Raw genomic sequence first — 25,433 nt, forward strand, 5'->3', positions numbered from 1 at the left:
CTCTCAATCGGGATCCTGCGGCGGCAACTTTCCTTGCCATCCTGATGGGCGGCACACTCGGCATGCTGAACGCTTTTGGTGCCGTCGAACGAACGCGGCGGCGCCGCTCTACTCAAATCGAAGAGATCAACCGCTCGGAGCGGGATTCTGAGCAGGCCGGGAGCCCATGCGTGTGACGCAACTTCAGCTCCTCACCCCTTTGGGGGACTATATGAGTCGCAAGAAGTTGAGCAGCAGCACGTGCCCTTGTTGGGTAAGTATCGATTCAGGGTGGAACTGCACACCAATAGTTGGGTGATATCGATGTGCGAGGGCCATGACCTCGCCTTCCTCCGAACGCGCTGTCACCGTGAGATGCGACGCGCATGACTCATCGACCTCGACGACGAGAGAATGGTAGCGCCCGACGCGAAGTGGGGACGGGAGTTCCTTGAATAGCCCTCGGCTATCATGAGTTACGTAGGAGGATCGACCATGCATAGGGCGACGTGCACGCGCCACTTGAGCGCCGAAAACGCTCCCAATGCACTGGTGACCGAGGCAGATGCCTAAAATAGGGACTTGACCCGAAAGTTCGCGGACGACGGCGGTGGATATTCCGGCCTCAGCTGGACCGCAGGGACCGGGCGAGATAACTACTGCGCGCGGCTTGAGGCCAACAAGATCGCTAACGCCGACCACGTCGTTCCGGATCACTTCCGTTGCTTCACCAAGCTTGCGGAAATAGCGGGCAATGTTGAAGACGAAGGAGTCGTAGTTGTCGATGATGACAATCAAGATGCACCGGATGTTTCAGCACGAAACGCGTCAAAGATTCGCTGCGCCTTGGCGAGCGTCTCTTCGTATTCGGCCTCTGGATCCGACATCGCCGTCACGCCGCCACCCGCATGAAACACGGCCAGATCGTCGTCGATCGTGACAGTGCGGATCGCGATATTCGTGTCCATGTGCCCGTTGAAGCTGATAAAGCCAATAGCCCCGCAATAGACGTATCGCGCCGCCCGCTCGATTTCCGCAATGATTTCCATCGATCGCACCTTTGGCGCCCCTGTAATGGAGCCTCCGGGAAAGCAAGCTCGAAGCAGGGTAATAGCGTCTTGGTCGTCTGCAAGTTCACCCGTAACGATCGATACGAGGTGGTGCACTGAGGCGTAGGATTCGAGGCCGCACAGCACTGGAACGTCGATCGAATGTGGAGTGCAAACGCGCGACAGATCGTTGCGCATGAGGTCGACGATCATAGTATTCTCGGCACGGTCCTTTTCGGACGTGACTAGGATTTCAGCGCGACGCTGGTCTTCCTTGGAATCAGCAGAACGCGCGATCGTGCCTTTGATGGGGCGCGTTTCGATCTGTCGTCCGTCGAGCCTCAGGAATCGTTCCGGCGAGCTCGATGCAATGGTGAGCTTGCCGTAGCGCAGGAGGGCCGCAAAGGGAGCCGGGTTCAACGACCGCAGCTGGCAGTAGAAGGCAAGAGGATCAAATGAGGTCGACAGGCGGGCGCTGAAGCGCTGCGCAATGTTGGCTTGGAAGACGTCTCCAGCCAGAATCAAGTCCATGACGCGCTGTACTGCCGCAATATAGCCCTCACGGCTGAAATTCGAATGCCATGCGGCAGTTCGGCCGGGGAAGTCGTTCCACGACGTCTTTGGGCCCGCAAGCAATGCTGCTGCAAACTCGTCGGCTCGACGGCGTGCGCGCTCGGCGCGACGTGCGGGATCCTGCTCCGGCCATCCGGTAGAAACGATCCAGCATCTGTCGTCACGGTGGTCGAAGCTGATGACCACGTCATAGAAATGCAGGATGGATTGCGGCAAACGCTGATCGGGAATTGCCGGCGCCGGCAATCGCTCCAGAGTCCTGTTCAGATCGTAACAAAAGAACCCGGCCGCACCTCCTTGGAACGGCGGGAGATCGGGGCGATGCTCTTGCGGATACTTGGCGAGCAGGGTGCGAAGCACTTCCCATGGATCGCCCTCGAGAGCCTCTCCGTTGCAACTCGCCTGTCCGTTCGCGACCATGTAGGTGCTAAAGGGGTCGCAGGTCAGAAATGAGTAGCGCCCGAGCAACTCATGCTTTGCTGCGCTATCGAGAAACGTAAGGTGCGGTCGATGCGCGAGACATCGCATCGCTGTGACAGGCCCAATCCACGGTAACTCGCGGACGTGCATCGGCCAGTCAGTCACCGAGGACTGCCGTGCTGGGAGACGCGCTCCGATTGTGATCCTTACCCCAACGAGAGCGACGCTCGCCAAGGACCCGCAAGCTCTTGAATTCGATTTTCAGGTTAACCCCCGCCAGTGGACGCAGTGGGCCGAGTAACTTGGCTTATCACTGTCGTTGAGGCGAAACGCGCATCCGTTGATAGATTGTAGTCAGCTGCGAACCGCAGCTCCCGGAGTGGTCGTACCCGCCTGATCGCTTCCTGGTATAGCTCATGCGCTTTGTAGGCTGCGAGGTCCGTCTCGTTATCGAACTCACCATAGACCACGACGTCGATATCGTTGTCGAGCTGGTCGGTCTTGCGATTGCGAGCAACCTCGAGCCGGCGTGCATGTGGGATATTGGTGAGAACCGACAGGCCTTCGATGATTTGGTCGATGTCGGCCTTATCTTTGGCCGTGAATAGAACGATGTGACGAATCATGGATGGCCGTTGGGTGATTACGGAAGTAGATCGCATAACTATCTTGGGATCGACCCCGCTGCAACGCTGTCGTCGCAGGTTATGTCGCTCGGCAAGACGGTCGGTCGTTTGACAGTCTTGCGATGGCTTGCTGTCTGCAGCTGACCTCGCCAGATCTCATTCCTGGTCAGGCGCGGGAAGGGCAAGGCGCTCAATCGTTTGAATGTGGCGCGCGAGCAGATTACAGGCTTGATCGACGTTGCGTGCGCGCAGTGCCCGCAGAATCAGGCGGTGATCCTGATTGGACCGCGGTTGCCAGCCTGCACTGCGCGCCGTTGCAAACACCGATCGCGAATTTGCAAGCTGTAGTCCATCGAGGCTCGCGAGCAGGCGCGGCATCGCGCAGGGCGCCACCAGCGCGTGGTGAAAGGCGCGGTTGGCCGTCTCAAACTCCTGAATGGTCTGGGCATTGTCTGCTTCAATCAGGGAGAGCTCGATCCGTGCCAAATGGGCGGATGTGAGCTTTGAAGCCGCATTGCGCAACGCGACCACTTCGAGCGCAGCACGCATCTCGGCGATCTCCTTCACTGAATTGGTGTCGAGCGGGGCAACCCGCACACCGCGACGGCGCACAGCGACGACAAGATGTCGGGCCTCCAGTTGCCGAAAAGCCTCGCGCACCGGGACGTGGCTGGAACTGAATTCCCGCGCGACATGATCCTGCCGGAGCGGGGCGTCTGGCTGCAGCGCTCCGCTGATGATGCGCTCACCGATTGACTCCGCAATGCGCACCGCAATCGTCGTGTTCTCGTCAGTCATCATAGATTATCTATCATTACCCCTCCGTCGATGATCGGCATAAGCCCGCTCGTTTTGCAGAATTTCTGCAATGCCTGCAGACTTTCGCGGTCTTTGGGCGTCGGCATACGGTTATGTTTCATGTTGGAGAGGCAAAGCAGGCAGGAACGGGCGGTCACATAATAGATAATCGCCCGGATTATCTATTATAAGGAAGGCGAGACTTATGGTTGCTGCCGTGGGAGTGAAACGGAATGACGGAGGCGACAGCGCGCCGGTCCGCCATGACTGGCAGCGCGCCGAGGCCGAAGCACTCTATGGCCTGCGGTTTGCCGACCTGATGTTGCAGGCGCAGAGCGTTCATCGCAAGAACTTCGATCCAAACTACGTCGAAACAGCAAGCCTGCTCAGCATCAAGACCGGTGGCTGTCCGGAAGACTGCGGCTATTGCTCGCAGAGCGCGCATTACGACACCGGCCTGAAAGCCACTCGCCTGATGAATCGCGCCGAAGTGGTCGCCACCGCGCGAGCCGCCAAGGACGCTGGCGCGACGCGCTTCTGCATGGCCGCGGCCTGGCGCAGTCCGAACGACCGAGATCTCGATCAGGTCTGCGACATGATCAGCGCTGTTAAAGACCTTGGCATGGAAACCTGCGTCACGCTCGGCATGCTGACGTCGAAGCAGGTCACCCGGCTCTCCGAGGCCGGGCTCGACTTCTACAATCACAACGTCGATACCTCGCCCGAGTTCTACGACAAGATCATCACCACCCGCACCCTGCAAGATCGCATCGACACACTGGCACACGTGCGCGACGCCGGCATCAAGGTCTGTTGTGGCGGTATCGTCGGCATGGGCGAGCGCGTCGAGGATCGGCTCGGCATGCTCGTGCTACTCGCCAATCTTCCCAGCCATCCGGAAAGCGTGCCGATTAACCTGTGGAACGAGGTCAAGGGCGTGCCGGTCAATGACACTGCGGAGCGTCCCGATCCGATTGCACTGGTGCGCCTGGTCGCGACGGCCCGGATCATGATGCCGAAGAGCGTCGTGCGGTTGTCCGCTGGACGGCAGTATATGAGTGATGAACTGCAGGCGCTGTGCATTTTGGCCGGCGCGAATTCAATCTTCATCGGCGATGTTCTGTTGACCACCAAGAACCCGCAGCGCGACCGCGACGCGAATTTACTGGACCGGCTCGGCGTCACGTCGGGCTTGCCTGATTGAAGCAGCTCAACGAGCACCTGTGCGCAAACTCCGGTTTAGGTGAGAAATGCAGATTGCGTTGATGAAAGGCAAAATCCTTCGCGCCTCCGTGACTAAAGCCGATCTGCACCGTGATGGCTCGATTTCGATTGATCGTGCGCTGTTGGCCGGCAGGAGCCCCGATCGACGAACGCGTCGAAATCTACAATATCGAAACCGGAGCGCGCTTCGCCACCTTATGTGGAGGACGCCCCCGCGGATCTGGCACCATAGATTTGAACGGAGCGGCTGTGCGCCTCGCGATGCCCGGAGACAAAATCATTATCGTTGCATATGCCTCCTTCGATGAAGCGGAAGCGAAACTCTTCAGACCGCGCGTTGTGGTGGTTGGCCGAGAAAATCGCATCTTGTCAGGTTGAAAACCAAGAGCCCGATGCTGAAGCGTTGTTCTTCGCGGCCATCAGAACTTTCGAGAGATCGACCGCTACTTTGCGAGTGAAGAATGAATTCAATCCAGAGGGCCAAAGTTGGCGACTATGTCGCGGCGTTGCATGCCTTGAAGGAAGACAACCGGCTGCGTGGCCTCAAGCCGCGCGCCGGCATCGATTTTGCGTCGAACGACTATCTAGCGCTGGCGAGCGCGCCGCGGATGAAAAAGGCTGTCTCCGCCGCGCTCGAGGCCGGCACACCGATCGGAGCCGGCGGGTCGCGGCTTCTGCGCGGCAATTGCGAGGAACACGAAACTCTCGAAAAAGAAGCGGCTCAGTTCTTTGGGGCTGAGACGGCGCTATTCTTTGGTGGCGGTTATATCGCAAATTTTGCCGTCCTGACAACGCTGCCGCAGCGGGACGATCTGCTTGTTCTCGATTCTCTGGTGCACGCCAGTATTCATGAAGGCGCGCGCGCTGGCCGTGCCGAGTTTCGGATAAGCGCCCATAATGATCCCCAATCGATCGAAGACACAATTCGTGACTGGCGGGCCGAGGGCGGAACGGGCCGCGTCTGGATCGTGGTCGAAAGTCTCTACAGCATGGATGGCGATTTCGCGCCGCTCGAAGGCCTGGTCGCGATCGCGGACCGATACGACGCGTTCCTGATGGTGGATGAGGCTCATGCCACGGGCGTTTACGGCGAGCAGGGACGAGGGCTCACCGCGCCCTATGAGGGACGCGAAAATCTCCTGGTCGTTCATACCTGCGGCAAGGCGCTGGGCGCAGCTGGTGCGCTTGTCACTACCTCCGGCGTGCTGCGCGACTTCATGATCAATCGCTGCCGTCCCTTTATCTTCGCCACGGCACCCTCACCGCTGATGGCTGTTGCCGTGCGGGAGGCGCTCTTCATCCTGCAACATGAACCTGAGCGGCAGCAGCGTCTGGCCAAGCTGGTCGCGTTTACGCATCGGGAGATGGGTTTGCGCGGTTGGCGAAGTCCTTCGGTCTCGCAGATCATGCCGTATATCGTTGGCGACAACGCGCGTGCGATGCGGCTCGCCTCCGCACTGCAGGCTCGCGGCTTCGATATCCGCGGAATTCGGCCGCCAACCGTGCCGGCGGGCACGGCCCGTTTGCGAATTTCACTAACGCTCAACGCTGGGGAGGATGATGTGCGTGCAATGCTCGATGCTCTGATCGAGGAGACGAGAGGTGAAATTCGATGAGTCAGCGGATCGTGGTGACAGGCACCGATACCGGGATCGGAAAAACGGTGTTTTCCGCGGGGCTCGCCGATCTCCTTGGCGCGAGCTATTGGAAACCGATTCAGGCCGGTCTTGAAGGAGAGAGCGATACTGAGTTCGTCGCGCGACTGGGCAATCTCTCGTCCGATCGCATCGTGCCGGAGCGTTATCGCCTTCAAACGCCCGCTTCACCCCATCATTCCGCGGAAATTGACGGAATTCGCATCGAGCCAGATTTGCTCGATGTGCCCGACACCGGGGAGCGACCGTTGGTGATTGAGGGCGTTGGCGGCCTGATGGTTCCGCTGAGTGGCGAGACACTCTACATTGATGTCTTCGAGCGATGGCGGCTTCCAGTCGTGCTTTGCGCGCGTACGGCACTGGGCACCATCAATCATTCGCTGCTGTCGATCGAGGCGCTACGAAAGCGCCAGATCCCTATTCTTGGGATTGCCTTCATTGGTGAACGAAATGCTGAGACTCAGATTGCAATTCGCGAGATCGGGCGGGTGCGTTGGTTAGGGCGACTGCCCTGGCTTTCTCCCCTCACGGCAGACACGCTGCAGGCCGCGTTCAAAACCTCGTTCCATGCCGATCATTTCAAGCTATGACGACGAAGCCGAAGTCGCCGATCTGGCATCCGTTCACGCAACACGCGCTTCAGGACGAGATGACAAAGGTCGTTCGTGGGCAGGGTGCTTATCTCTACACCGCGGATGGCCGCCGTATCATAGATGCAATCTCATCGTGGTGGGTTGTCACGCATGGTCATTGCCATCCGCATATCGTGAGCGCCATTCAGGACCAGGCAGGCAAGCTCAACCAGATCATCTTCGCTGGCTATGCCCACGATCCGGCTGAGGAGGTTGCGGCACTGCTTTTGAAAGTTGCGCCCCGTGGACTTGAGCATGTCTTCTTTTCTGACAGTGGCTCGACCAGTGTGGAAGTCGCGCTAAAGATGGCGCTCGGCTACTGGCAAAACATCGGGAAGAAGCGGACGTGCATCGTCGTGATGCAACATTCCTACCATGGCGATACGATAGGGGCGATGTCGGTTGGCGCCCGTGGTGTGTTCAACGCGGCGTACAGGCCCCTGCTGTTCGACGTTACCTCAATCCCGTTCCCGGCGAGAGGTCATGAACAGGCGACGCTCGATGCGCTCGAGTCTGTATGTCGCAACGAAGTTCCGGCAGCCTTTGTTGTGGAGCCTCTGATATTGGGGGCGGGCGGGATGCTGATGTACCCAGCCTGGGTGCTAAGAGAGATGAGGCGGATCTGCGAGGCCTCGGATGTCCTGTTCATTGCCGACGAGGTCATGACAGGCTGGGGTCGCACCGGAACACTATTCGCCTGCGAGCAAGCTAATGTCACCCCCGATATCGCCTGCTATTCGAAAGGCCTCACGGGAGGGGCGCTTCCACTCGCGGTGACACTCTGTCGCGCGGATATTTTCGACGCGCACTATTCGAAAGATCGGACGCGTACGTTCTTTCATTCGAGTTCATATACGGCAAATCCAGTGGCCTGCGCCGCCGCAAAGGCCAACCTGGATCTCTGGCAAGATCCGGAATCTCGCCAACGCGTGGCGTCGGTTGTCACGATGCAAGAGCAGGCAATTGAGCCATTCCGCGCCGACCCGCGGTTTGCAAACATCCGGCGGACCGGCACGATTACAGCACTCGATCTGAAAACGAAGGATGCAGGCTATCTCGCGGGCGTCGGTCCGAAGCTTCAGGCGTTCTTTAAAGACCGAAATCTGCTGCTGCGCCCGCTCGGCAATACCATCTATGTAATGCCACCCTATTGCGTCACAGGGGCAGATCTTGATGAAATCTACCTCGGCATCAGAGATGCCGCCGATGCGCTAGCTTAAGGCGGGCTTGGCGCGTTTAGCGAGCGGGAACCCAAGGTTCGCCCGTCGGGTTTCGGATTGCCGTCCTTTAACCGCGTAAAGGCAAAGAGGTGGCACTGATAGCTACAGATCAGTTTGCTGTACGCACCCCATCGGCGCCAGTTGAATTCCGTCGAGGAAAGCCGCCCGCACGCGGCATTTAAGCGTCAACGCGCGACTCATTGCATTAATCAAGATGGAAATATCGTTACAGTCAACAATTAAGACGAGGCCGGCGAAGCACCCCGATGGAGCGTGCCGCTTCGCCAAGGAGGCGCAATTCAGAGCTCAAACTCTTGCGCCCGGTGTCCGCACATGCCGCGAGACTAGGCATCGCCAGCGTCGCACTCCACGTGCGGGCATGGTGCTGCAGCGAAGAAAGGGGGGGCTATCCACCTAATGCCGACAGGAGGCGAGGAATGCGCAACAGCTCTCATAGTTCGCACCGCGGTTCAGTAGGGTGCTGCGCGATATGCGGTGGAAGGTTCGGGCTGATCCGTTATTACTGCTGGCGAACGGCCCTTTGCTCCAGGAAATGCGTCGACCGCTTCAAGGCGCGGCGGGAGGCCGACCATAAATGGTTTCGCTGGTTGCGAGCGGCTTAATACATGGCTAGCATGCTATGAAATTTATACTCGTGAATCAAAGGACCCCGCGCGGCGACGGAACCTGCACCGAATGTTGTCGGTCCTTGGGTCCGGGTTACGTGCGAGAGGTGGTAACGCGGAGAGAATATTGCAACTACGATTGCTACCGACGCTGCCACATGGACATCGCCTTCCCGTACCTTACAACGCGTGCCGATTCTAATTCCGACACGAAAGATCTCGTTCCTCTTGGGCTCGCAGCCTTGCTGGGTGCGGCTTCGTTCTGGTTTCAGGTTGGGGCGGCCTCGATGTCATGGATCAACACAGCCGCGCATGCCGACGAGCCGTCCACGGCTGAGCGACCTCCCTCGGCTTAAGCTGGGCTGAGTCGCGCGGTGTGCGTCAAGCGCGACCCAAAGCCGCTCCGCATGAGGAAGAACGGCTGAGAAGTTCTTATTTGATGATCGCGCGATCATTGGAGGTTTTGATGCGTCTGTACGTGACCTTGGAGAGGTAATTTCCCTTTTTCATCTCCCCATTGACAGCTTCCTCTCGCCTTCCCAAGGAAGCGCCGACTCCATGCATGCGGGGGTGGATCGGGATCTAAGATGAGCCACATTTCAGAGCCGCCTGTTGAACACGTCACGATTCCGGTCCTGCTTCGATGGAAGGAGGAGGGGCGTCGTATCGCGATGACCACCGCCTACGACGCGGTTACAGCACGCATCGCCGATCCGATCGTGGATGTCCTCCTTGTCGGGGATAGCGTCGGCAACGTCTGTCTTGGATTCGATGATACGTTGCCGGTGAGCATGGCGATGATGAACCATCACCTCGAAGCCGTTGTACGCACAAAGCCTCGTGCCTTGCTCGTGGCCGATATGCCCTTTCTTAGCTTCCATCTCAGTCCAGCGGAGACGATACGCAATGCCGGAGGTTTCCTGCAGCGTGGCGCCGACGCTGTCAAACTCGAGGGGGGTGCCAAGCGTATCGAGATGGTGCGCGCCCTGATCGATTGCGAAATTCCTGTGATGGGCCATCTCGGCCTGACTCCGCAGAGCGTCAATGTCATGGGTGGGTTCAAGGTGCAGGGCCGGAGAGCCGATGATGCCTTGCGCCTGCTCGATGACGCCCACCGTCTACAGGAGGCCGGCTGTTTCGCTCTCGTCCTGGAGGGTATCCCGGCTGAGCTCGCGGCGCGAGCGACCGAATCCCTGAGGATACCGACCATTGGAATCGGTGCGGGTCCTGGCTGCTCAGGCCAAGTGCTCGTCTTTCACGATGTGCTGGGATTGACTGAAGGTCATCGCCCCAAATTTGTTCGCGCCTATGCCAATGGTTTCCAGTTGTTGCAGGAGGCCCTGTCGCGTTGGGCAGCCGATGTCCGCAACGATGCATTCCCGACATCGCAAGAATCCTATCGGCTTCCTGAAGGCCTTCGCGACACGGTCGCGAACTGGACACCCTCCAATCCAACCTGATGTAAAGCACAACATGCAAACGATCACGACGGTCGCAGAGCTTCGTCGCGCGCTCGCAGAGGTTCGCAGCGCCGATAAACGCGTCGGACTTGTACCGACGATGGGCTATCTACACGACGGCCACCTGGCGCTGGTCGCGGCCAGCCGGACGCAATGCGACGTCACCGTAGTTAGCATCTTCGTCAATCCCACTCAGTTCGGGCCAAATGAGGATCTCAGCACCTATCCGCGCGACTTCCTGAGCGATCAAGAGCTGTGTCGCGATGCCGGCGTTGCGATCGTCTTTGCGCCGGATATACAGGAAATCTATCCGGCTCAATTTGAGACCTTCGTCGAACCGGGCGAGCTCGCAAAACCAATGTGCGGTGCTTTCAGGCCTGGGCATTTTCGTGGGGTGGCGACTGTCGTTGGCAAGCTATTCAACATGGTGCAGCCGGATGTCGCGTTTTTTGGACAAAAGGATTTTCAGCAATGCGCGGTGGTGCGCCGCATGGCAATTGACCTCAACCTTCCAATTAAGATCGTCACCGTACAAACCGTCCGGGAACCGGACGGGCTCGCGATGAGCAGTCGCAACCGCTATCTAAGCGAGGAAGAACGTCGGCGCGCTCTTGCCATCAGACGTGGGCTGTTCGCCGCAGCGGATAAGTTTCGCTCAGGAGAGCGCGACGTGGAACAGCTGATTGCGATCGCAAAGGAGCGGTTGAATACGGTCGATCGACTGCAGTACCTTGAGCTTGTCGACGCTGATACGCTCAAGCCCGCCGAGAGTCCTCTGCGGCGTACCGCTGCACTATGCGCCGCAGCCTATGTCGGCTCGACACGTCTGATCGACAACGTGATACTGTCGTTGCCGACTCCTTAGCGCGACTCACAACTAAACGACTGAACAGTCTCAGAATACTGAAGTTTGCAGTGAATGGGTGTTTTCGTGGACGAACAGTTTTTGAGAGACCGGGCTCGGGTTATTCGCGATCTAGCGGACAAGGCAGACCCCTTCATCAGAAAGAGACTGCTGGACCTGGCGGAACTGTATGACAGACGTATTAGCCGCCCATCTCAGGCGATGAAGATGGTGACCGCGGCGATTTCGCCGACCAGCACAAGCGCGTCATCGATGCGGTAAAGTCCATCGAAACGTAAGCGCGATCGCTGGACAGCCCCAATCGAACACCGGCACAAGCCGAGAAAACGTGTGTTGGGAGAAGCAGAAAGAGAAGGTGGAGACCGCTCTGTGGCGGGGCGCGGCAGTCGCAGATTTCTTACCCGATCAAACACACTTGAACCGCGAAACGCGAAATGTGCATTATCCTCCTCACTAGGGATGGGGAGATCTCCAATGTTGGATGCCGCTACCACCGCGCTTCTGCGCGCGATCCTCGACGAGGTCTGCGAGAGCCTTTCGCCGTATGATGCCGGCGCCCGCACTTACGTCGCCTCGAAGATTCTGGAAGCCGCCATCAGAGGTGAGACGATGCCCGACCGCCTCAAACAGATCGGCCGCGAGGCCCTTTCCGAAAAACCGACCATGTGGAGGTAGGCGTAGACAACATGATGTTGTCACTCAGTTGAATTTCCAGATCACAGTTGTGAAGCTCCTGGTGAGCTATCTGGACGAGGCCGCACCGATGCTGAGCTTAAGCGTGACATAGCCATTTTGGCGATCTCCTGCCTTGCCCGCGTTGGCCCAAAAGTTGACGCCATGACCGCACGGAAAAACTTTGCGTTCTGCTGAGCTGGCGCAGATTTTCGCCGATGCGAGGGCCATGATTAGCGAATTTCGCTCTTAGGAAGCCGATAAGTGTTACTGCAAGAGATGCTGATAAGCCGAACCCTGAGAACCAACTTTCTTGTCGGTAGAATCGATGCGGCTCCTAGTTATCTCTCTCCATACGAACGACTGGACCATCTGACGAAGCCTGAGTGGAGGTAAGGATGCGCCTCAAGGGACGAATCCGATCAAATGGGAGACCTTCGGATGCCGTACTACTCTTTTGATCTTGTGATTGACGAGAAGTACAGGAATCAAGGCGGCCTCATTCTCGAAAACATCGAGGTTGCCTCCGACCGAGCGGACCAGCTCGCGACCGAACTGTCTATTGTACATCCGGACCTGAAGGCCAAAGGCTGTGCGGTTCGGGTCACCAGCCCCGAGAACGCCGAGGTCTATCGCACGCCACTCGATCCGGTCCCGTCATGGATGCGACGCCAGCACTGAGCCTCGGGAGCGGCGGGCGACACTCGAGACGCTCGGTTTGGCTAATGGGAGGGGTGATCGCGCGTTCACGGCGAGGCGCCGCGACGTTCGCAGACAGTCGATCTGTCGAGGTCATCTACGGGCCATAGCGTAGACAGAATGGGCGCGAGATGGACGAGGAGAGATTCACTGCTTACTTGACTTGGTCGCCTGAACTTAAAAGGGAGCCTCGATGAGGCGACCGGGGCGTGGCCTTGTGTCCTAACAGCGTTCCACGCGTTTTTTCCGTTTAAGACCCGCTGAATCCTGCATATCGACCGGCACCTTGTTGGATGCGGAAAAAGGCCGCGCGAAGATTACGCGCGGCCAAGTCAGGGAGGAAAACGCCCCAAGGGCCATTGAAGGAGCATCGAGATGAGCAGATCGATCACTCATCGAGAGCTCCAAGCTTGTGAGAGAATCACCGTTGCGAGCGCTTCAATCATCTTTGATCCCGCGCATGAGTGATCGGATAACCGAATTGAGCGCCGCTTTGCGGCGTTTTTCGCGCGTGTTTCGCATCTTTTATGCGAAAATGATCAACGTGTCGCACGCCGTGAGCTACTACCGACCTGTTCTGGCAGTTCGCATCTCATCGGCCTGTAAATTGATTTCCCTTTGATAGATCTGCAACGTGTCCTCAAGGCTATGTAGCGCGCCTCGGACCGTTTCTGCCCAGCGAGCTTCGCTCCCTATCATCGCGGCGCAACCCTCGTCGGGGAAAGTTCGCTCGCCACGACGCCGAGCAATAGTGCTTCACCTACACTGCGAGTTCAGGAATTCGAAATCAATGTAATTTAATTGGCAGGTTGTCATCGACCGAATGAAGTCCTCTCCCGTTTAGCTCCATATAGAAATGCGCCCGTCGCACTCGCGATAACCAGCACTGCGCTGGGGCAAAAAACTTATTGAAGGGGTAAAATGAGTAAAATTGCTACGAGGATTTTCGGGCAATCAAAGGGCTGCCGTGGCGTACGCATTGGATTGCGCGGCCAAATGGCACTACTCGGGATTTCCGGGGTCCTCGTCACCGGTGCAATCTGCGCCGCCGCCCTGAATTACGCGAGCCTCGTCCAGAGCGCTTCGAACGACAGCAACCAATTCAAAGCCGATGTCGTATCGTTGTCGCAAAGCTTCCTCGAGTCACGACAAATCGCGAGCGACTTCCTGCGCAAGCCCAGTGAAGTGTCGATCAAGAAGTATGCAGACAATTATGAGCAGCAGCTCGCAGACTTGAGTCGCGTCGAAGCATTTGTGTCGGCGTCGCCGGAGGATGACCCGCTGAAGCAGGCGACCTCCCTGCGGCCGGTGATTGGTCTCTATGCAACGCGCTTTCATAACCTCGTCGCAGCACAACGCAACCTCGGCTTCAACGAAGAGGACGGATTTCAGGGCAAGCTGCGCAAGGCCGTGCACACCGTCGAGCAACGGCTGGCAGAGCTGAACCAGCCACGCCTCACGATCTTGATGCTGATGATACGCCGGCACGAGAAAGATTTCATGCTGCGCGGCGAAGACAAATATGGCGATCAACTGGCGGACCGGGAGGTGGAATTCGAAACCGCGCTCGCTCAGGGCGGCCTACCCGCAGAGCTGAAATCCCAGATCCTCGAACTGATCCGCGCATACAAGACGAGTTTTATGTCGTTCATGGTGACGCAGCAAGCGCTGAGCGACCAGGTCGACGATCTCGCGCAGATCTACGACCGTATCCGCCCGGCGCTCGTGAAGATCATGGCTGCCGCTGACGCGCGCTCGCGGGCTGCGGAAATGCGAGCTGAAGAAATTCGTCGGAAGCTGATCTGGGTGATCGGGCTTGCAACGATGGTCGTGGGCCTGCTCGCCTTACTGTTCGGCCAGCGCATTGCCAAAACGGTCGCTTCGATGACGGCAGCCATGCGCCAGCTCGGCGACGGTCGGTTCGATGTGGTTCTCCCGGGCCTTGGCCGAAAGGATGAGCTTGGCGAGATGGCCGAGGCAGTCGCAATGTTCAAGCTGAGAGCTCGCGAGAAGGCGCAGGCAGAGCTCGACGCAAAGGCCGAACAGGATCGTACCTCAGCCGAGCAGCGTAAGGCCGATATCGCTCGGCTCGCCGACGAATTCGAAGCGGCCGTAGGCAAGGTGATCGACACTGTCTCGTCCGCCTCCACAAAACTTGAAGTCTCCGCACGCAGCCTTACCAGTTCGGCTGATCACAGCCAGCAACTCTCCATAGAGGTCGCCTCCTCATCGGAGGATGCGTCCGAAAACGTTCAACGTGTCGCAGCCGCGACGGGCGAAATGGCGGCAACCATCGCCGATGTGGGCCGGCGGGTCGAAGAAGTGGCCAATATGGCGCGCGAAGCGGTTCGCAAGGCCGAACTCAGTGACCAGCGCATGGTTAATTTGTCGGCCGCGGCGGAGCGGATCGGCAGCGTGGTCCAGCTGATCGCCGCGATCGCGCGGCAAACCAATTTGCTCGCGCTGAATGCGACGATTGAAGCCGCGCGCGCCGGCGATCGTGGCAGAGGTTTCGCGGTTGTCGCCCAGGAAGTGAAATCGCTCGCGACGCAAACCGCGCACGCGACTGTTGAGATCAGCGAGCACATTGGCGGCGTTCAGGCCGCGACGACAGAGTCGGTCGGCGCGCTTACCGAAATTGGCGTCATCATCGGCCGCATCTCGGACATCGCCATGACCGTGGTCGAATCGATCGGTGAACAGGAGGCGACCAGCAAGAGCATCGCGTTCAATTTGCAGGAAGCGGCGGCCAGGACGACCCAGGTGGCAGCGAGCGCCGGTGAAGTCACCAACCGCGCAAAGGAAACCGGAGGGGCTTCGATGCAGGTGCTGATGTCTGCCGAACTGCTATCTGAGGAAAGCTCTCGGCTGAAGCACGAACTAGACAGCTACCTGTGCAGGGTTCAAGCGGCTTAAATCGGCGCGTCAACGTCGCAAGCTCTCCACGCCTGAAATGTGACCTTTCTTCCGAAGCCAAGTTGCCCCATCTGCTCTCGGATCGGCGTGTAAATGCTAGATGTTCAATCGGACCGAGTCTCTTAGAGCTGCAAACGCGGAAGCGCTGAACACTCCTGCGGTTTTCATGCGCGGTTTCTTTATCTCCGCCGCAAGACGGCGGAGCGAGCCGTAACCGCGCTGGAAAAATGCTTTCCCTCCTAACAACAGCAGGAATAATGCGCTGGTTTTGAATATTGATTTATGTGCTGACCGGTCAACCGGCGCAACGCAGAGATTGCTGCTCGCTCTTCTGCGGTGCAATCGAGGGGATTTCATGCGCAATCATGACCTTGTTTCCGGTAGCTTCCTGGCACTGACCGCGGCCGGCCTCGCGCTGCTCTGCTCGAGCCTGCTCGTCTTTGCCTTCGCTTAGTGGCTGCGTCCGACGACGGGGAACCGATCGACATCGAGCATATGGAATTTTGAGCCGATGGTCTTGCTGCGGTGAAGGACGCTGAGCGTCGGCACCCAGTAGGTCGTTCTGCAGCATTGGCGGCTCCGCGGCAAAGCCGCCGTTTCTAAGCAGTTTCGATCGATATCATGTCCTCTGGCAGGAAGATCGTCGCCTCATGAAGGTGACGGTGTTGCCGGTCAGTCGCTGTAATTGTCGGTCGCTGGAGCGCCGTCGGCACAAGCCGACAATCGATGGTGGAATCCGCGCCGAGAAACGGCATCGGAACGCGGAATTCCGGCGTCAGTGCCGCGCCATTGCATTAATCAATATCGTCATATGGCTACTGTGTAGGGGCGAACGTGACCAATGGACGAGCCGACGTTTGTGGAGGCCGGCAAAGTACAATGGCGGCGGCTAAATCAACTCCAATCGGACGACGCAGCAAATGATCTGGCTGCAGACAATTTGATGCGCTCGGGAGCGAAGTAGTCCGATCTGAGCGCAGGTCCACTGCGACGGATCAGCTAGTCCGGAATGGAAAACGAGGTGGCTGAAGCCATCGGCATGCTGATGTAACTCCAGCCAGGACGGCAGGACTATCTTGTTTAAGGCCGCAACCAGACACCCGTCCGGGCACGACCTTGATGGCAGATGTCTGCACGGATGGACCTTGCTGCTCGTGAGCGCCACGACGGCGGTGCTTGCCGGCGTCACGGCTGCGGGCGCGGCCGACTGTCCGCGTAGGGACGCGCTCGGGACCTCGCGCGTGCTCGTCGTTGACGCCAAGACTTATCCGCGGGTCGGACTGAAGAGCTTTCCCCAGACGCTGCCCTTGGCCGACCACGAAGTTGTGCTGACCTTCGACGACGGGCCCCATCCGCCGTACACAGAAGAGGTGCTGGCGGCGCTCGCGCAGGAGTGCGTCCGAGCCACGTTCTTCCTGGTCGGCAAGTCGTCGGCCCAATTTCCCCAGGTCGTGCGGCGCGCCGCTGCGCAAGGCCACACCATAGCGCACCACACTTGGTCGCATTCGATGGCCTCGAAGATCAACTTCGAGAAGGCAAAAGAGGATATTGAGCGTGGGATTGCGGCCGACGAAACGGCGCTCCACGGCGTATCGAAGATGGCGCCCTCGACGCCGTTCTTCCGCTTCCCCTATTTCGACTCGACCCCTAAGACGCTCGAGCTACTCCAGTCTCGGGGTATCGTCGTGTTCGGAGCGGACCTGTGGGCCAGCGACTGGGAGGAAATGACGCCAGACCAGGAGCTGAAGCTCATCACCAGCCGACTGAATGCCGAGGGGAAGGGGATCATTCTGTTTCACGACGCCAAGACACATACCGCCGCGATGATGCCCGCCTTCCTACGGTACCTGCACGACAACGGCTATCACGTCGTTCACATCGTTCCGACGGCGCCGCTGCAGAGGAATGCCGACACGCATTGATGGCGGAATGTCACGGCGGCGCAGAGCGGAGTAATCCCGAATCAACTAAGCCTTCGTTCATGCTAGCCGGTGCAATGATGAAGGCGGAATCGCGCCTGAGCCGTTTCGGGCAGGCTCCGTCATAGGAAGGTAGGAACGGCAAGGTGACGTAGGTCACTTCAGACGTCTGCCTCATCGTTGCCGTTTACGCGCCGGCAGGAGTGGTAGGCGCGCATAGCCGCTCGGCATCTTCGTCGGCAGCACTTCCTGATTTTGAAATGGCAGAAGCCCACCGCTTGTGACCTAAGCTATCTTCTGCCGAAATGCCGCGACCGTCTCACGCTTTAACGCGTGCCCGCAAGGATTAGAACAGTCTTCCAACAAACAGATCGTAAAGTGATCCAACTGAACGGTAGAAACGATCTCGCGCGACACGGCCCGACGATGCTCTCAGAAAGCATTTAACGGCAATGCGATGGCAGGCCGTGAACCCGGCTCATCAGGACCGGACATTGTCTATTCGAAGAACACGAGAGAAGCGGGCCTCAATCGCGAGCTCAACGACCAAGTTGCACGCGGTTCGTCGGGCGTCCGTGATATCCTTCATCGCGCGGCAACAAATGGCGCGTCCGATGAGAAATTAAAAAAACTGATTATCTAAACACTACCAAAAACAGTGTGCCTTGGACTCGCGCATTCCAAGATTCTCTGAGAGCATTGATCTCAGGCAATGAAGCCGGTCGAGGGACGCTCATGATGCCCAACAACATCTTCGACACGTTGAGTGATTCAGTTATTGCCGCGGGGCGATGAGCATTCCTTCCGCGACATGCGCAGCCATTGCGATAGGACCGTCGAATGTGATTGCTCGAGACTGGATCCGGCAAATCGCTGGTCGGCCTGCCCTCGAGCTTTCTACGAGGGGGAGAGTAGATTCAAATCCGTGAGCCAGTTCGCAAGCGGTCAGCCTCGCTCCTGTAACGTCCGAGCATGAACACGATGGCACCCCGATATTGGGGGACACGCAAGTCCAAAGAAGAAGAGACGGCTCCGTGCGACCATCACGATGTTCGACAAGTTATCTTTCGATTTTCTGAGAGATTTTTTAGCTTAGCTAGGAGCGACACAAAGACGCTATCACCTCGGTGTGAACTAAGACGTCATCTGACCTTCAACCGTGCGGCATATCTGTTTTGGATCGGGTGCTGCGGCTGCCTCCTGCCCCGATGCCGCCGCTGGACCAGGTCGTATGTTGGTTAAACTTGGAAGAGGATATGACATGGTGATCACGCGTGAAGTCTCTATCGATGACGCCACAACGGTGACTCACATGGTTGCTGCTCTGCTTGCCGAACTTGAGGGCGGACAAAAGCAGGGCGGACTAGATACCCAGCTTGTTGTCGACCTACTGGCCATGAAAGAGCGCATCTATGGGTTTCTGGCATTCACGGAGGTACGCCCGGTCGGCCTCATTATGTTGTCGGAAAGCGCCGCCCTTTTTGCGGGCGGAACCTACGGCATTATCACCGAACTCTACGTGGTGCCGGAGCAGCGCTCGACTGGGGTCGCGATGCGTCTCATTGAGGCTGCGGTGGGCCTGGGGACGGTAAAAGGCTGGGGCCAGCTCGAAGTGGGGGCGCCGAGGCAACCCATGTGGAGCCGTAGCCCCAGCTCAGCATTGTACTTGAAGGCCGGTTTTGCAGAGATCGGCCCACGCCTCAAGTTGCCGTTACACGGCTTAGCTAGTCAACGTGCGAAACGTAATGCTGCGGGGAGATCGCGGTTGGAGCCTCGGCGGCAACGCGCACTAAGCCGCTGTATCCCGGATTCGTCTTCCGCAAAATTTGCGTGAGCGTCGATTTGCCGGCGCCCGATTGACCCGCGACCAAGTTTGTAATGCCGGGTTTGAGTCCGGCCGATAAGTCAGAGAGGACCGGCGCATCTCAAACCCCTCATTCTAAGTAAGTCAATCCGCGTGCCCAGCTCGAAGGGACATGAACCCCTGCGCCGCGCAGGGGGGCGGCCTCTGCTCGGCGATAAGCCTTTCTGTAAGGGGCGGAACGCTGGCCAGTCTCCGAGGGCGTCCGGATGGGATGGCTTACGAAAGGCTCACGAGCTCGCCCCATCCGTTGACCTGTTCTTGATCGGCTTAATATTCTTCGCGGTCACTTGCGCTGGCGTCGCACCGATGAGCTGTTCGTACAGGAGAGGATCTGTCGCGCCCTCGGTGTTGATCAGGAAGACCCGGGCATTGGGCCCAAGACCAATCTTACCACGCAAGGTCAGGTCAGAAGCAGCCTTCAGTAAGGCTGCAAGGCCAACACCACCACTTTCGCCTGCAACGACAGCGGGATCGCCATCCTTCGGATTTGCCAGACGTTTCATCACGCTGATTGCGTCCTCATCGTCGACAGTCATAAAAGCATCCGCTGTGCGGGAAAGAATGCGCCAAGCGACGAGCGAAGGCTCGTAGCATTCGAGCATCGCCATCACGGTCGATTGCCCATGATCTACCTTGACAGGATGCCCGGCCCGCGCGCTCTCGAAGAGGCATGCTGCCCGCGAGGGATCGACAACTGTGAAGAACGGGCGGTCGTCGCCCAACAGAATTGATAGATGTCCAGCAACGGCTGCGGCGATCCCACCGACGCCTGCCTGGATGAAGACGTGTGTCGGCGGCTCCGGCAACTGGCGTAGTGCTTCGCTCACAAGTGCGGTGTATCCCTGCATTACAAAGCGGGGGATCCGCTCGTAGCCAGGCCAGGACGTGTCAGACACTGTGATCCAACCTTCTTGAGCTGCAACTCGCGATGCTTGGACGACGGAATCGTCATAGTTGCCGTCGACGCGGATCATCTGCGCGCCAAAGCCGGCGATGGCGGTGATGCGCTCGTTGCTCACGCCTGAATGAACGAAGATGGCGCATTTTGCATCAACGAGCTGGGCGCCTTGAGCAACTGATCTGCCGTGGTTGCCATCCGTGGCGCAAGAGAGCGTCATACCTCTTGCCACGGTCTTCACTTCAGGTGTGTGCAGCTCGGACACGTCAATATCGCGACCAAGCTGCCGAGTTGCTTCCTCGAGCACCAGACGGATCACAGCATAGGAACCGCCCAAGGCTTTGAAACTCCCAAGGCCGAGACGTTGGCCTTCGTCCTTTAGATGGATCGAACCCACTCCAATCTCGCGGGCAAGGCCTGGCAAAGGAATAAGAGGGGTTTCCTTGTGGCCATCGCGTTGCTTGAGAAACCGCTCGACCTCGCGAGCGGCTTCGACGCCCAACGTGACGGCGTCCGAGGCATCGAGGGGCGTGCGGTGGTCGACGTGCTGGTTGAGGAGAAACATGGTTTGGCTTTCTTGCCCCGTCGGTAGCGCAATGTATGGAATACTTCATTCACGATGATATAAGTGGCGCATTTTGGAATCATTTTGTGCAAGATTCGCTCATACCCGAGGGCGAGCCTCTTGATTAGCCTGGATCGCTCGATCCGAAGGTCGCAAATGATAGGGCGCGCTCAGCAGCAATAGAAAAGGCGCCTTATTTGGCGTCATACCTGGCAGCGGATCGGCTGCTTCCTGAACCCGTCACAACCAGCGGGCCTTCGGTTGTGCAGACCGACCACAACCACCTTCGCCCGGGCTGCTTTAAGAAACTCGTGAACGTTGGAAATTGATCAGACATGAGCAAGACAGGCACAACTTTCGAAGATTGTGCGTTTTGGTCCTCAGAACTCCAGAGCGACTTTCAAGCGAGCTTTAGGCGATTCCTGAGTGCTGTGAGCCTATCAGCGAACTCGGTCAATTCGCCAGTGCCGAAATCACCAAAAACAAATTCATCGAGTGCTTCCTGTTGTGCGGCCACGCTCGCGAGATGCTTGGAAGTCTTGTCCGTCAGCGACAGCTGTACGACCCGGCCATCGCGTGTGCAGGGCTTGCGCCGCAAAAGCCATTTTTCTCCAGCAGCTTTGATTGGCTCGTACCGAACGAAGGGTCAACGTGCACTAGACGGCTTCACCGACCATATTTGCTTCGTCGAGATACGCGTGCGCGCTCCGCCAGGTGGCCTAAGAAGGCTGGACGACCAGTACCATGCCGCGCACCCGCTCGACCTGCCATCCCGGGCCGCCCTTCGAAGATGTCTTCGGCAAAGCGCTCGCACTGGCCTTGCAGACCCAAATGCTGCGCGATCATCGGACAATCGATGTGGTGAAATCCGTCGAAGGAAGCGCCCGAACGCGGAATTTAAGCGTCAACGTGGGACTCGTTGCATTTATCAATATCTACATGTCGTTACTGTACAGTATCGAACATAAGCTGTTTCACGAGCCGACTGTTGCGTAAGTCCCAATTGGCGGTGCTCGCTGCCTCCTGCCCAGCGTGGTATACGTCTGCGAAAATCCACCAAATAGGTCTCTGTTCAATTGGAGTTCGCCTTGGGACGTTTCTACTTTCATGTACGTGCCGGCGACGAGATTACGCTCGATGAGGAAGGAACAGAGCTGCCAGATTTATCTGCGGCTGAGGGTGAGGCCGTATTAGCTGCGCGCGAGCTTCTAGCCGAAGCGATCAAGAGCGGTACGCCAGACGTGTCGGAGGTTTTGGTCATCGCAGATGAGGTGGGGCGACCGCTCAGTACCGTACCCCTCGAAACCGTTTTGCCGAGGTTCTTAAAGAAGTAGGGTGCCTGTTGGAGTCTGACCATCATCCCGACAGTATTGCGGGTCCCGAGATCCTTATTGCAGATTTATCGGCTTGCCATACGGCCCCGCCGCTATCCAAACTGCTGGATGATGGTCCGACCAACAGAAGCGTCGCTCGAGCGAGCGTTGGATCCTCGTAGGCTATCTCTTCAGGCGAACGCCCCTTCAATCTCCGATTCGTGATGCCTCGTTTCGCCTCTAGTTACCCTCCGCCCGACACGTGGAAGCAGATTTTTCCTTTTAAGGTCGCACGATCAGCCTTGTATCTTGTCTATCGCCCGGCATGCCCGCGGACTCGGCTGCGCAATTAACGACGTTTAGGCGTCTCGCCCCCTTAACAGGCGCCGGATTAGCCAGGGCTGATATCAAATAGAGCAGGATCACGGCCACGAGGACTGTCCAGCCGATCGACGCGGCGAGAGCCCATACTTGCGTCGGCATCGGACCGCCTTTCCCGATGAAGCGAACGAAGAGACCGCTGGCGCTGGACAGCGATCTCTTCGACCCGCCTCGAAGCGTCTTCGAGATGAAAGCTCTTACCCAGGGTCCGCCATAATCAAACGCCGGACTCGCCGCCCTGTGAAGTCAAAAACGAATTCGAAGGCCAATGGACCCATTGTGACGTTGCGAGCGCGACACACCTAACAAGCTAGGCCAGCATCGGCGGAGAGTTCTTCCTCGGGCGGAAGCCAACCGATTTGGCATAGAAATGAGTGACGGTGCCTGGCGCACAAGCCGGCGTAGTGTACCGTCCCGTAAGTTCGTAGCATAATTATTGCAGTTGTTTCGGGTATCCTGATCGAAGGAGCTACTCGATGCGAACCGGACGCCCAAAGGCGACACTAACGATATCGAGCGACAAACGCACGCATCTTTTGGCCATAACGCGGTCGCGCTCTTTGCCGGCGGCACTGACATTGCGGGCGAAGATCGTGCTGGCGTGCGAGCGCGAGCCCAGCAACGCCGTCGTGGCGACGCGGCTTGGCGTCGGCCCCCGTACGATCGGCAAATGGCGCAATCGCTTCATCACCAATCGGATCGAGGGGCTCTACGACGAGATGCGTAGCGGCAGGCCCCCACGGTTGAGGATGAGGCGGTGGCCGAGTTGATCACCAAGACACTGGCCCGCAAGCCCAAGGCCGCAACACACTGGAGCGTGCGCGCCATCGCCAAAGAGACCGGGATTGCCAAGAGCACCGTCCATCGCGTGAACGGGTAGCGAAAGATGCGTGCAGATCTTTGTCGTCGCCCCTGGATTGTTTCAGTTGATCTCAGGATTTTAGTTCAGCCTGTAGGCGAGCTTTTTCCAGCCGATGCCTGACTCCGCTGAGGCAGCTAGCCAATTTGGCGAATTCCTTAATGCCGAGATAATCAAAAACAAACTGATCGATCTCTTCCTGCTGTGCCGCGATGCTCGCAAGACGTTTGCGAGCGTTGTCTGTTAGCGACAGATGTACGACTCGGGCGTCCTTCGTGCAGGGCTCGCGCCGCACAAACCGTTTGTTCTCGAGCTCCTTCGAATGCTTCGTGATGAAGGCCGAACCCACCTCCATTAACTTTGCAACCACGTTGACCGGAACCCCGTCATTCCGTTCCAATTCAGTCAGCGCCATCAGGATCATCATTTGCGGTCCAGTAATACCGAGCGCATTCGCCTGGAAATAGCGAAGTTCGTCCAGACACACATTGATAGATCTGATCTCCCACGTGAATCGCCTAAGTACATCCTGACCCGCGGCAGAGCCCTTTCCGAGCCGTGTTGTTAGACTAGGCAAATTCGGGGCCATCGGATCTTAGGAGCTCCATCGTTAGACTGTTCCGCGCCAGCAGAGTTCAACAGAGAGGATTGATGTTTGGCTGACCGACTCGACCGGCCAAGCGCTGGATGTCACCTCGATGAACTGCAATCCCCCAGCTCGCTCCCGATGCTGCTTCCTCGCTGGAGCTCCAACGCATACATCGCAACTTCACACAATCGCGGTGGTGAAATCCGTCAAAAACTTGGTTGTGAACGCAGAAGTTAAGCGTCGCGACAGGTCAGACGGCGGGAGTCGGCACCGGATGATTCAGACGGAACGCCTCCGACGTCGCTGGTCGAGATGCCCTCGCTGCGCTCGATGACGAGTGTAGGCCGGGCGACGATTCCTTCGACTTTGAGTCCACCAGGAAGATATCTGCCAGGCGCTCGGCATCCTGCCGACCATGAAGTATCAAATCGATGGCGGACCAAGCCCTGCCGATGTGATCGAGCTTTTGCGCACCTACTCCACGGATCGCGTCGCCGACGTTGACACGTTTGTCGACGCTCTAGGCTTCAATTGGCTGATTGCAGGTACGGATGCTCATGCCAAGAATTATTCGCTGCTGCTGGCCGGAGGCCCTCACGTACGGCTCGCCCCGCTGTACGACATCGCCAACATTCTTCCCCACGATGACGTCGATCTGCAGAAGATCAAGCTCGCGATGAAAATCGGCGGTGATTACAAGCTCAGCCAGTTAGTTTACGCGATTGGCAGAAGTTCGCGCGCGAAACGCGCCTCGATCCTGACAAGGTGATCGCCGGACTGATTTCCATGGCCGAGCAGCTTCCGGATATTGTAGCCACCGTACGGAAGCAAGCGCAGAAAGACGGATTGGACAATGCTATCATCGGGCATCTCGCCAAGCACCTGATCGCAAGAGCCGGGCAATGCCGTCGACTGCTCGGTGAGGCATAGTTTCCGCCGACGGCCGCCAGCAGCATCATGCTGATCGGCAACATGGTGCCGATCATCATCGGTCGACATGTCGTTGTCGAAGCCAACGGCAGCAACAGCATCACCGCCGCGATCGGCATGCCGATATCGATGTCGATGTCGACTACGATCGGTGATTGCTCGCGATCCGTGGCAGCCGCGTAGTCATGCGGCTGGCGTCACCTCACGTTCGGCGTGTCCTTTCAAGGCTCCGGCAGACAGCGATTTCTCCTCCGCGGACTTTCCCAATTCGGCGAGGCGCTTGTAGGTCCTCTTTTTGGCACGGCCCCTATGCGCCCGGCAGTCCCGTGGCCACGGCTGCGCAATCACGACGACTAGGCGTCTCGCCCCCTTTAAGAGGCGCCGGATTAGCCAGGGCTGAAGATCAAATAGAGCAGGATCGCGGCCACACGACTGTCCAGCCGATTGACGTGGCGAGAGCCCATACTTGCGTCGGCATCGGACGAACTTTCCCGATGAAGCTAACGAAGAGACCGCTGGCGCTGGACAGCGGCCTCTTGAACCCGCCTCAAAATGTCTTCGAGATAAAAGACCTTACCCCGGGGTCCGCCATAATCAAACGCCGGACTCGCCACGGTGTGAAGTCAAAAACGATTCGAAGGCCAATGGAACAATTGTGACGTTGCGAGAGCGACACACCTGACAAGCTAGGCCAGCACTGG

Annotated in this window: 23 protein-coding genes and 2 pseudogenes; 18 read left to right on the plus strand and 7 right to left on the minus strand. The window is 58.1% G+C overall.

The window, feature by feature from the left end; all coding sequences use genetic code 11:
- Window positions 1-207: 207 nt before the first annotated feature.
- The 4 genes from RX330_RS10530 to RX330_RS10545 all read right to left on the minus strand — a co-directional run bounded on the left by RX330_RS10530 (window position 208) and on the right by RX330_RS10545 (window position 3,448).
- Window positions 208-777, minus strand: a complete 570-nt coding sequence (locus RX330_RS10530; RefSeq protein WP_317242938.1) for an anthranilate synthase component II — start codon at window positions 775-777, stop codon at window positions 208-210.
- Window positions 774-2,171 (minus strand): aminodeoxychorismate synthase component I, encoded by a 1,398-nt coding sequence (gene pabB / locus RX330_RS10535; RefSeq protein ID WP_317243881.1) that lies wholly within the window; start codon window positions 2,169-2,171, stop codon window positions 774-776. Before pabB ends, RX330_RS10530 begins: the two co-directional genes overlap by 4 nt.
- Window positions 2,172-2,287: 116 nt before the next feature.
- Window positions 2,288-2,647 carry a Dabb family protein gene (locus tag RX330_RS10540; protein ID WP_085398924.1) on the minus strand — a complete coding sequence of 120 codons (360 nt, stop codon included), beginning with the start codon at window positions 2,645-2,647 and terminating at the stop codon, window positions 2,288-2,290.
- 156 nt (window positions 2,648-2,803) lie between these two features.
- On the minus strand, window positions 2,804-3,448 hold the full coding sequence (locus RX330_RS10545) for a GntR family transcriptional regulator (RefSeq protein ID WP_317242939.1): 645 nt from the start codon (window positions 3,446-3,448) through the stop codon (window positions 2,804-2,806).
- 202 nt (window positions 3,449-3,650) lie between these two features.
- On the opposite strand from RX330_RS10545, the gene bioB reads away from it, so the two are divergent.
- The 12 genes and pseudogenes from bioB to RX330_RS10605 all read left to right on the plus strand — a co-directional run bounded on the left by bioB (window position 3,651) and on the right by RX330_RS10605 (window position 19,167).
- Window positions 3,651-4,649 carry a biotin synthase BioB gene (gene bioB, locus RX330_RS10550; RefSeq protein WP_317242941.1) on the plus strand — a complete coding sequence of 333 codons (999 nt, stop codon included), beginning with the start codon at window positions 3,651-3,653 and terminating at the stop codon, window positions 4,647-4,649.
- A gap of 46 nt (window positions 4,650-4,695) precedes the next feature.
- Window positions 4,696-5,047 (plus strand): annotated as a pseudogene (locus RX330_RS10555) (aspartate 1-decarboxylase).
- Between the two features lie 83 nt (window positions 5,048-5,130).
- Entirely contained in the window at window positions 5,131-6,285 is a 1,155-nt protein-coding gene (locus RX330_RS10560; protein WP_085398920.1) for an 8-amino-7-oxononanoate synthase, read from the plus strand.
- A complete protein-coding gene (gene bioD / locus RX330_RS10565; protein ID WP_085398919.1) occupies window positions 6,282-6,914 on the plus strand; it encodes a dethiobiotin synthase in 633 nt (210 codons plus the stop codon). Before RX330_RS10560 ends, bioD begins: the two co-directional genes overlap by 4 nt.
- Window positions 6,911-8,176 (plus strand): adenosylmethionine--8-amino-7-oxononanoate transaminase, encoded by a 1,266-nt coding sequence (locus tag RX330_RS10570; RefSeq protein ID WP_317242942.1) that lies wholly within the window; start codon window positions 6,911-6,913, stop codon window positions 8,174-8,176. Before bioD ends, RX330_RS10570 begins: the two co-directional genes overlap by 4 nt.
- Window positions 8,177-9,389: 1,213 nt before the next feature.
- Window positions 9,390-10,262, plus strand: a complete 873-nt coding sequence (gene panB / locus RX330_RS10575) for a 3-methyl-2-oxobutanoate hydroxymethyltransferase (protein ID WP_317242943.1) — start codon at window positions 9,390-9,392, stop codon at window positions 10,260-10,262.
- Window positions 10,263-10,275: 13 nt separating this feature from the next.
- Entirely contained in the window at window positions 10,276-11,127 is an 852-nt protein-coding gene (gene panC, locus RX330_RS10580) for a pantoate--beta-alanine ligase (protein ID WP_317242944.1), read from the plus strand.
- 474 nt (window positions 11,128-11,601) lie between these two features.
- Window positions 11,602-11,802, plus strand: a complete 201-nt coding sequence (locus RX330_RS10585) for a hypothetical protein (RefSeq protein ID WP_317242945.1) — start codon at window positions 11,602-11,604, stop codon at window positions 11,800-11,802.
- A gap of 438 nt (window positions 11,803-12,240) precedes the next feature.
- Window positions 12,241-12,480 carry a hypothetical protein gene (locus RX330_RS10590; protein ID WP_085398936.1) on the plus strand — a complete coding sequence of 80 codons (240 nt, stop codon included), beginning with the start codon at window positions 12,241-12,243 and terminating at the stop codon, window positions 12,478-12,480.
- A gap of 939 nt (window positions 12,481-13,419) precedes the next feature.
- Window positions 13,420-15,414, plus strand: coding sequence for a HAMP domain-containing methyl-accepting chemotaxis protein (locus RX330_RS10595; RefSeq protein ID WP_317242946.1), 1,995 nt, complete (start codon window positions 13,420-13,422; stop codon window positions 15,412-15,414).
- A 1,148-nt stretch (window positions 15,415-16,562) separates the two neighbouring features.
- A complete protein-coding gene (locus RX330_RS10600) occupies window positions 16,563-17,336 on the plus strand; it encodes a polysaccharide deacetylase family protein (protein WP_317243882.1) in 774 nt (257 codons plus the stop codon).
- 1,258 nt (window positions 17,337-18,594) lie between these two features.
- Window positions 18,595-19,167, plus strand: coding sequence for a GNAT family N-acetyltransferase (locus tag RX330_RS10605; protein ID WP_317242947.1), 573 nt, complete (start codon window positions 18,595-18,597; stop codon window positions 19,165-19,167).
- Here RX330_RS10605 and RX330_RS35705 read toward each other — a convergent pair.
- Both RX330_RS35705 and RX330_RS10610 read right to left on the minus strand, forming a co-directional pair.
- Window positions 19,154-19,204, minus strand: a pseudogene (locus tag RX330_RS35705) (hypothetical protein); the annotation flags it as partial. The gene RX330_RS10605 and the pseudogene RX330_RS35705 overlap by 14 nt on opposite strands.
- Window positions 19,205-19,424: 220 nt before the next feature.
- Window positions 19,425-20,660 (minus strand): diaminopropionate ammonia-lyase, encoded by a 1,236-nt coding sequence (locus RX330_RS10610; protein WP_317242948.1) that lies wholly within the window; start codon window positions 20,658-20,660, stop codon window positions 19,425-19,427.
- Between the two features lie 744 nt (window positions 20,661-21,404).
- On the opposite strand from RX330_RS10610, the gene RX330_RS10615 reads away from it, so the two are divergent.
- The 4 genes from RX330_RS10615 (at window position 21,405) to RX330_RS10625 (ending at window position 23,234) form a co-directional block, all read left to right on the plus strand.
- Window positions 21,405-21,656 (plus strand): hypothetical protein, encoded by a 252-nt coding sequence (locus RX330_RS10615; protein ID WP_317242949.1) that lies wholly within the window; start codon window positions 21,405-21,407, stop codon window positions 21,654-21,656.
- 92 nt (window positions 21,657-21,748) lie between these two features.
- The gene (locus RX330_RS10620) at window positions 21,749-21,994 is read left to right on the plus strand and encodes a DUF6894 family protein (RefSeq protein ID WP_317242950.1); all 246 of its coding nucleotides are present in this window, start codon (window positions 21,749-21,751) and stop codon (window positions 21,992-21,994) included.
- Between the two features lie 836 nt (window positions 21,995-22,830).
- Window positions 22,831-23,124 (plus strand): helix-turn-helix domain-containing protein, encoded by a 294-nt coding sequence (locus RX330_RS35710; RefSeq protein WP_085398908.1) that lies wholly within the window; start codon window positions 22,831-22,833, stop codon window positions 23,122-23,124.
- Window positions 23,112-23,234 (plus strand): helix-turn-helix domain-containing protein, encoded by a 123-nt coding sequence (locus RX330_RS10625; RefSeq protein ID WP_144030609.1) that lies wholly within the window; start codon window positions 23,112-23,114, stop codon window positions 23,232-23,234. Before RX330_RS35710 ends, RX330_RS10625 begins: the two co-directional genes overlap by 13 nt.
- 52 nt (window positions 23,235-23,286) lie before the next feature.
- On the opposite strand, the gene RX330_RS10630 is transcribed toward RX330_RS10625, so the two are convergent.
- Window positions 23,287-23,640: a MarR family winged helix-turn-helix transcriptional regulator gene (locus RX330_RS10630; protein WP_245343950.1), complete on the minus strand. Its 354-nt coding sequence runs from the start codon at window positions 23,638-23,640 to the stop codon at window positions 23,287-23,289.
- Between the two features lie 577 nt (window positions 23,641-24,217).
- Here RX330_RS10630 and RX330_RS10635 point away from each other — a divergent pair.
- Both RX330_RS10635 and RX330_RS10640 read left to right on the plus strand, forming a co-directional pair.
- The gene (locus RX330_RS10635; protein ID WP_317242951.1) at window positions 24,218-24,571 is read left to right on the plus strand and encodes a HipA domain-containing protein; all 354 of its coding nucleotides are present in this window, start codon (window positions 24,218-24,220) and stop codon (window positions 24,569-24,571) included.
- A gap of 188 nt (window positions 24,572-24,759) precedes the next feature.
- A complete protein-coding gene (locus tag RX330_RS10640) occupies window positions 24,760-24,915 on the plus strand; it encodes a hypothetical protein (RefSeq protein ID WP_317242952.1) in 156 nt (51 codons plus the stop codon).
- The last annotated feature ends 518 nt before the right edge of the window (window positions 24,916-25,433 follow it).

This window comes from Bradyrhizobium sp. NDS-1 (assembly GCF_032918005.1).
Classification (GTDB): domain Bacteria; phylum Pseudomonadota; class Alphaproteobacteria; order Rhizobiales; family Xanthobacteraceae; genus Bradyrhizobium; species Bradyrhizobium tunisiense.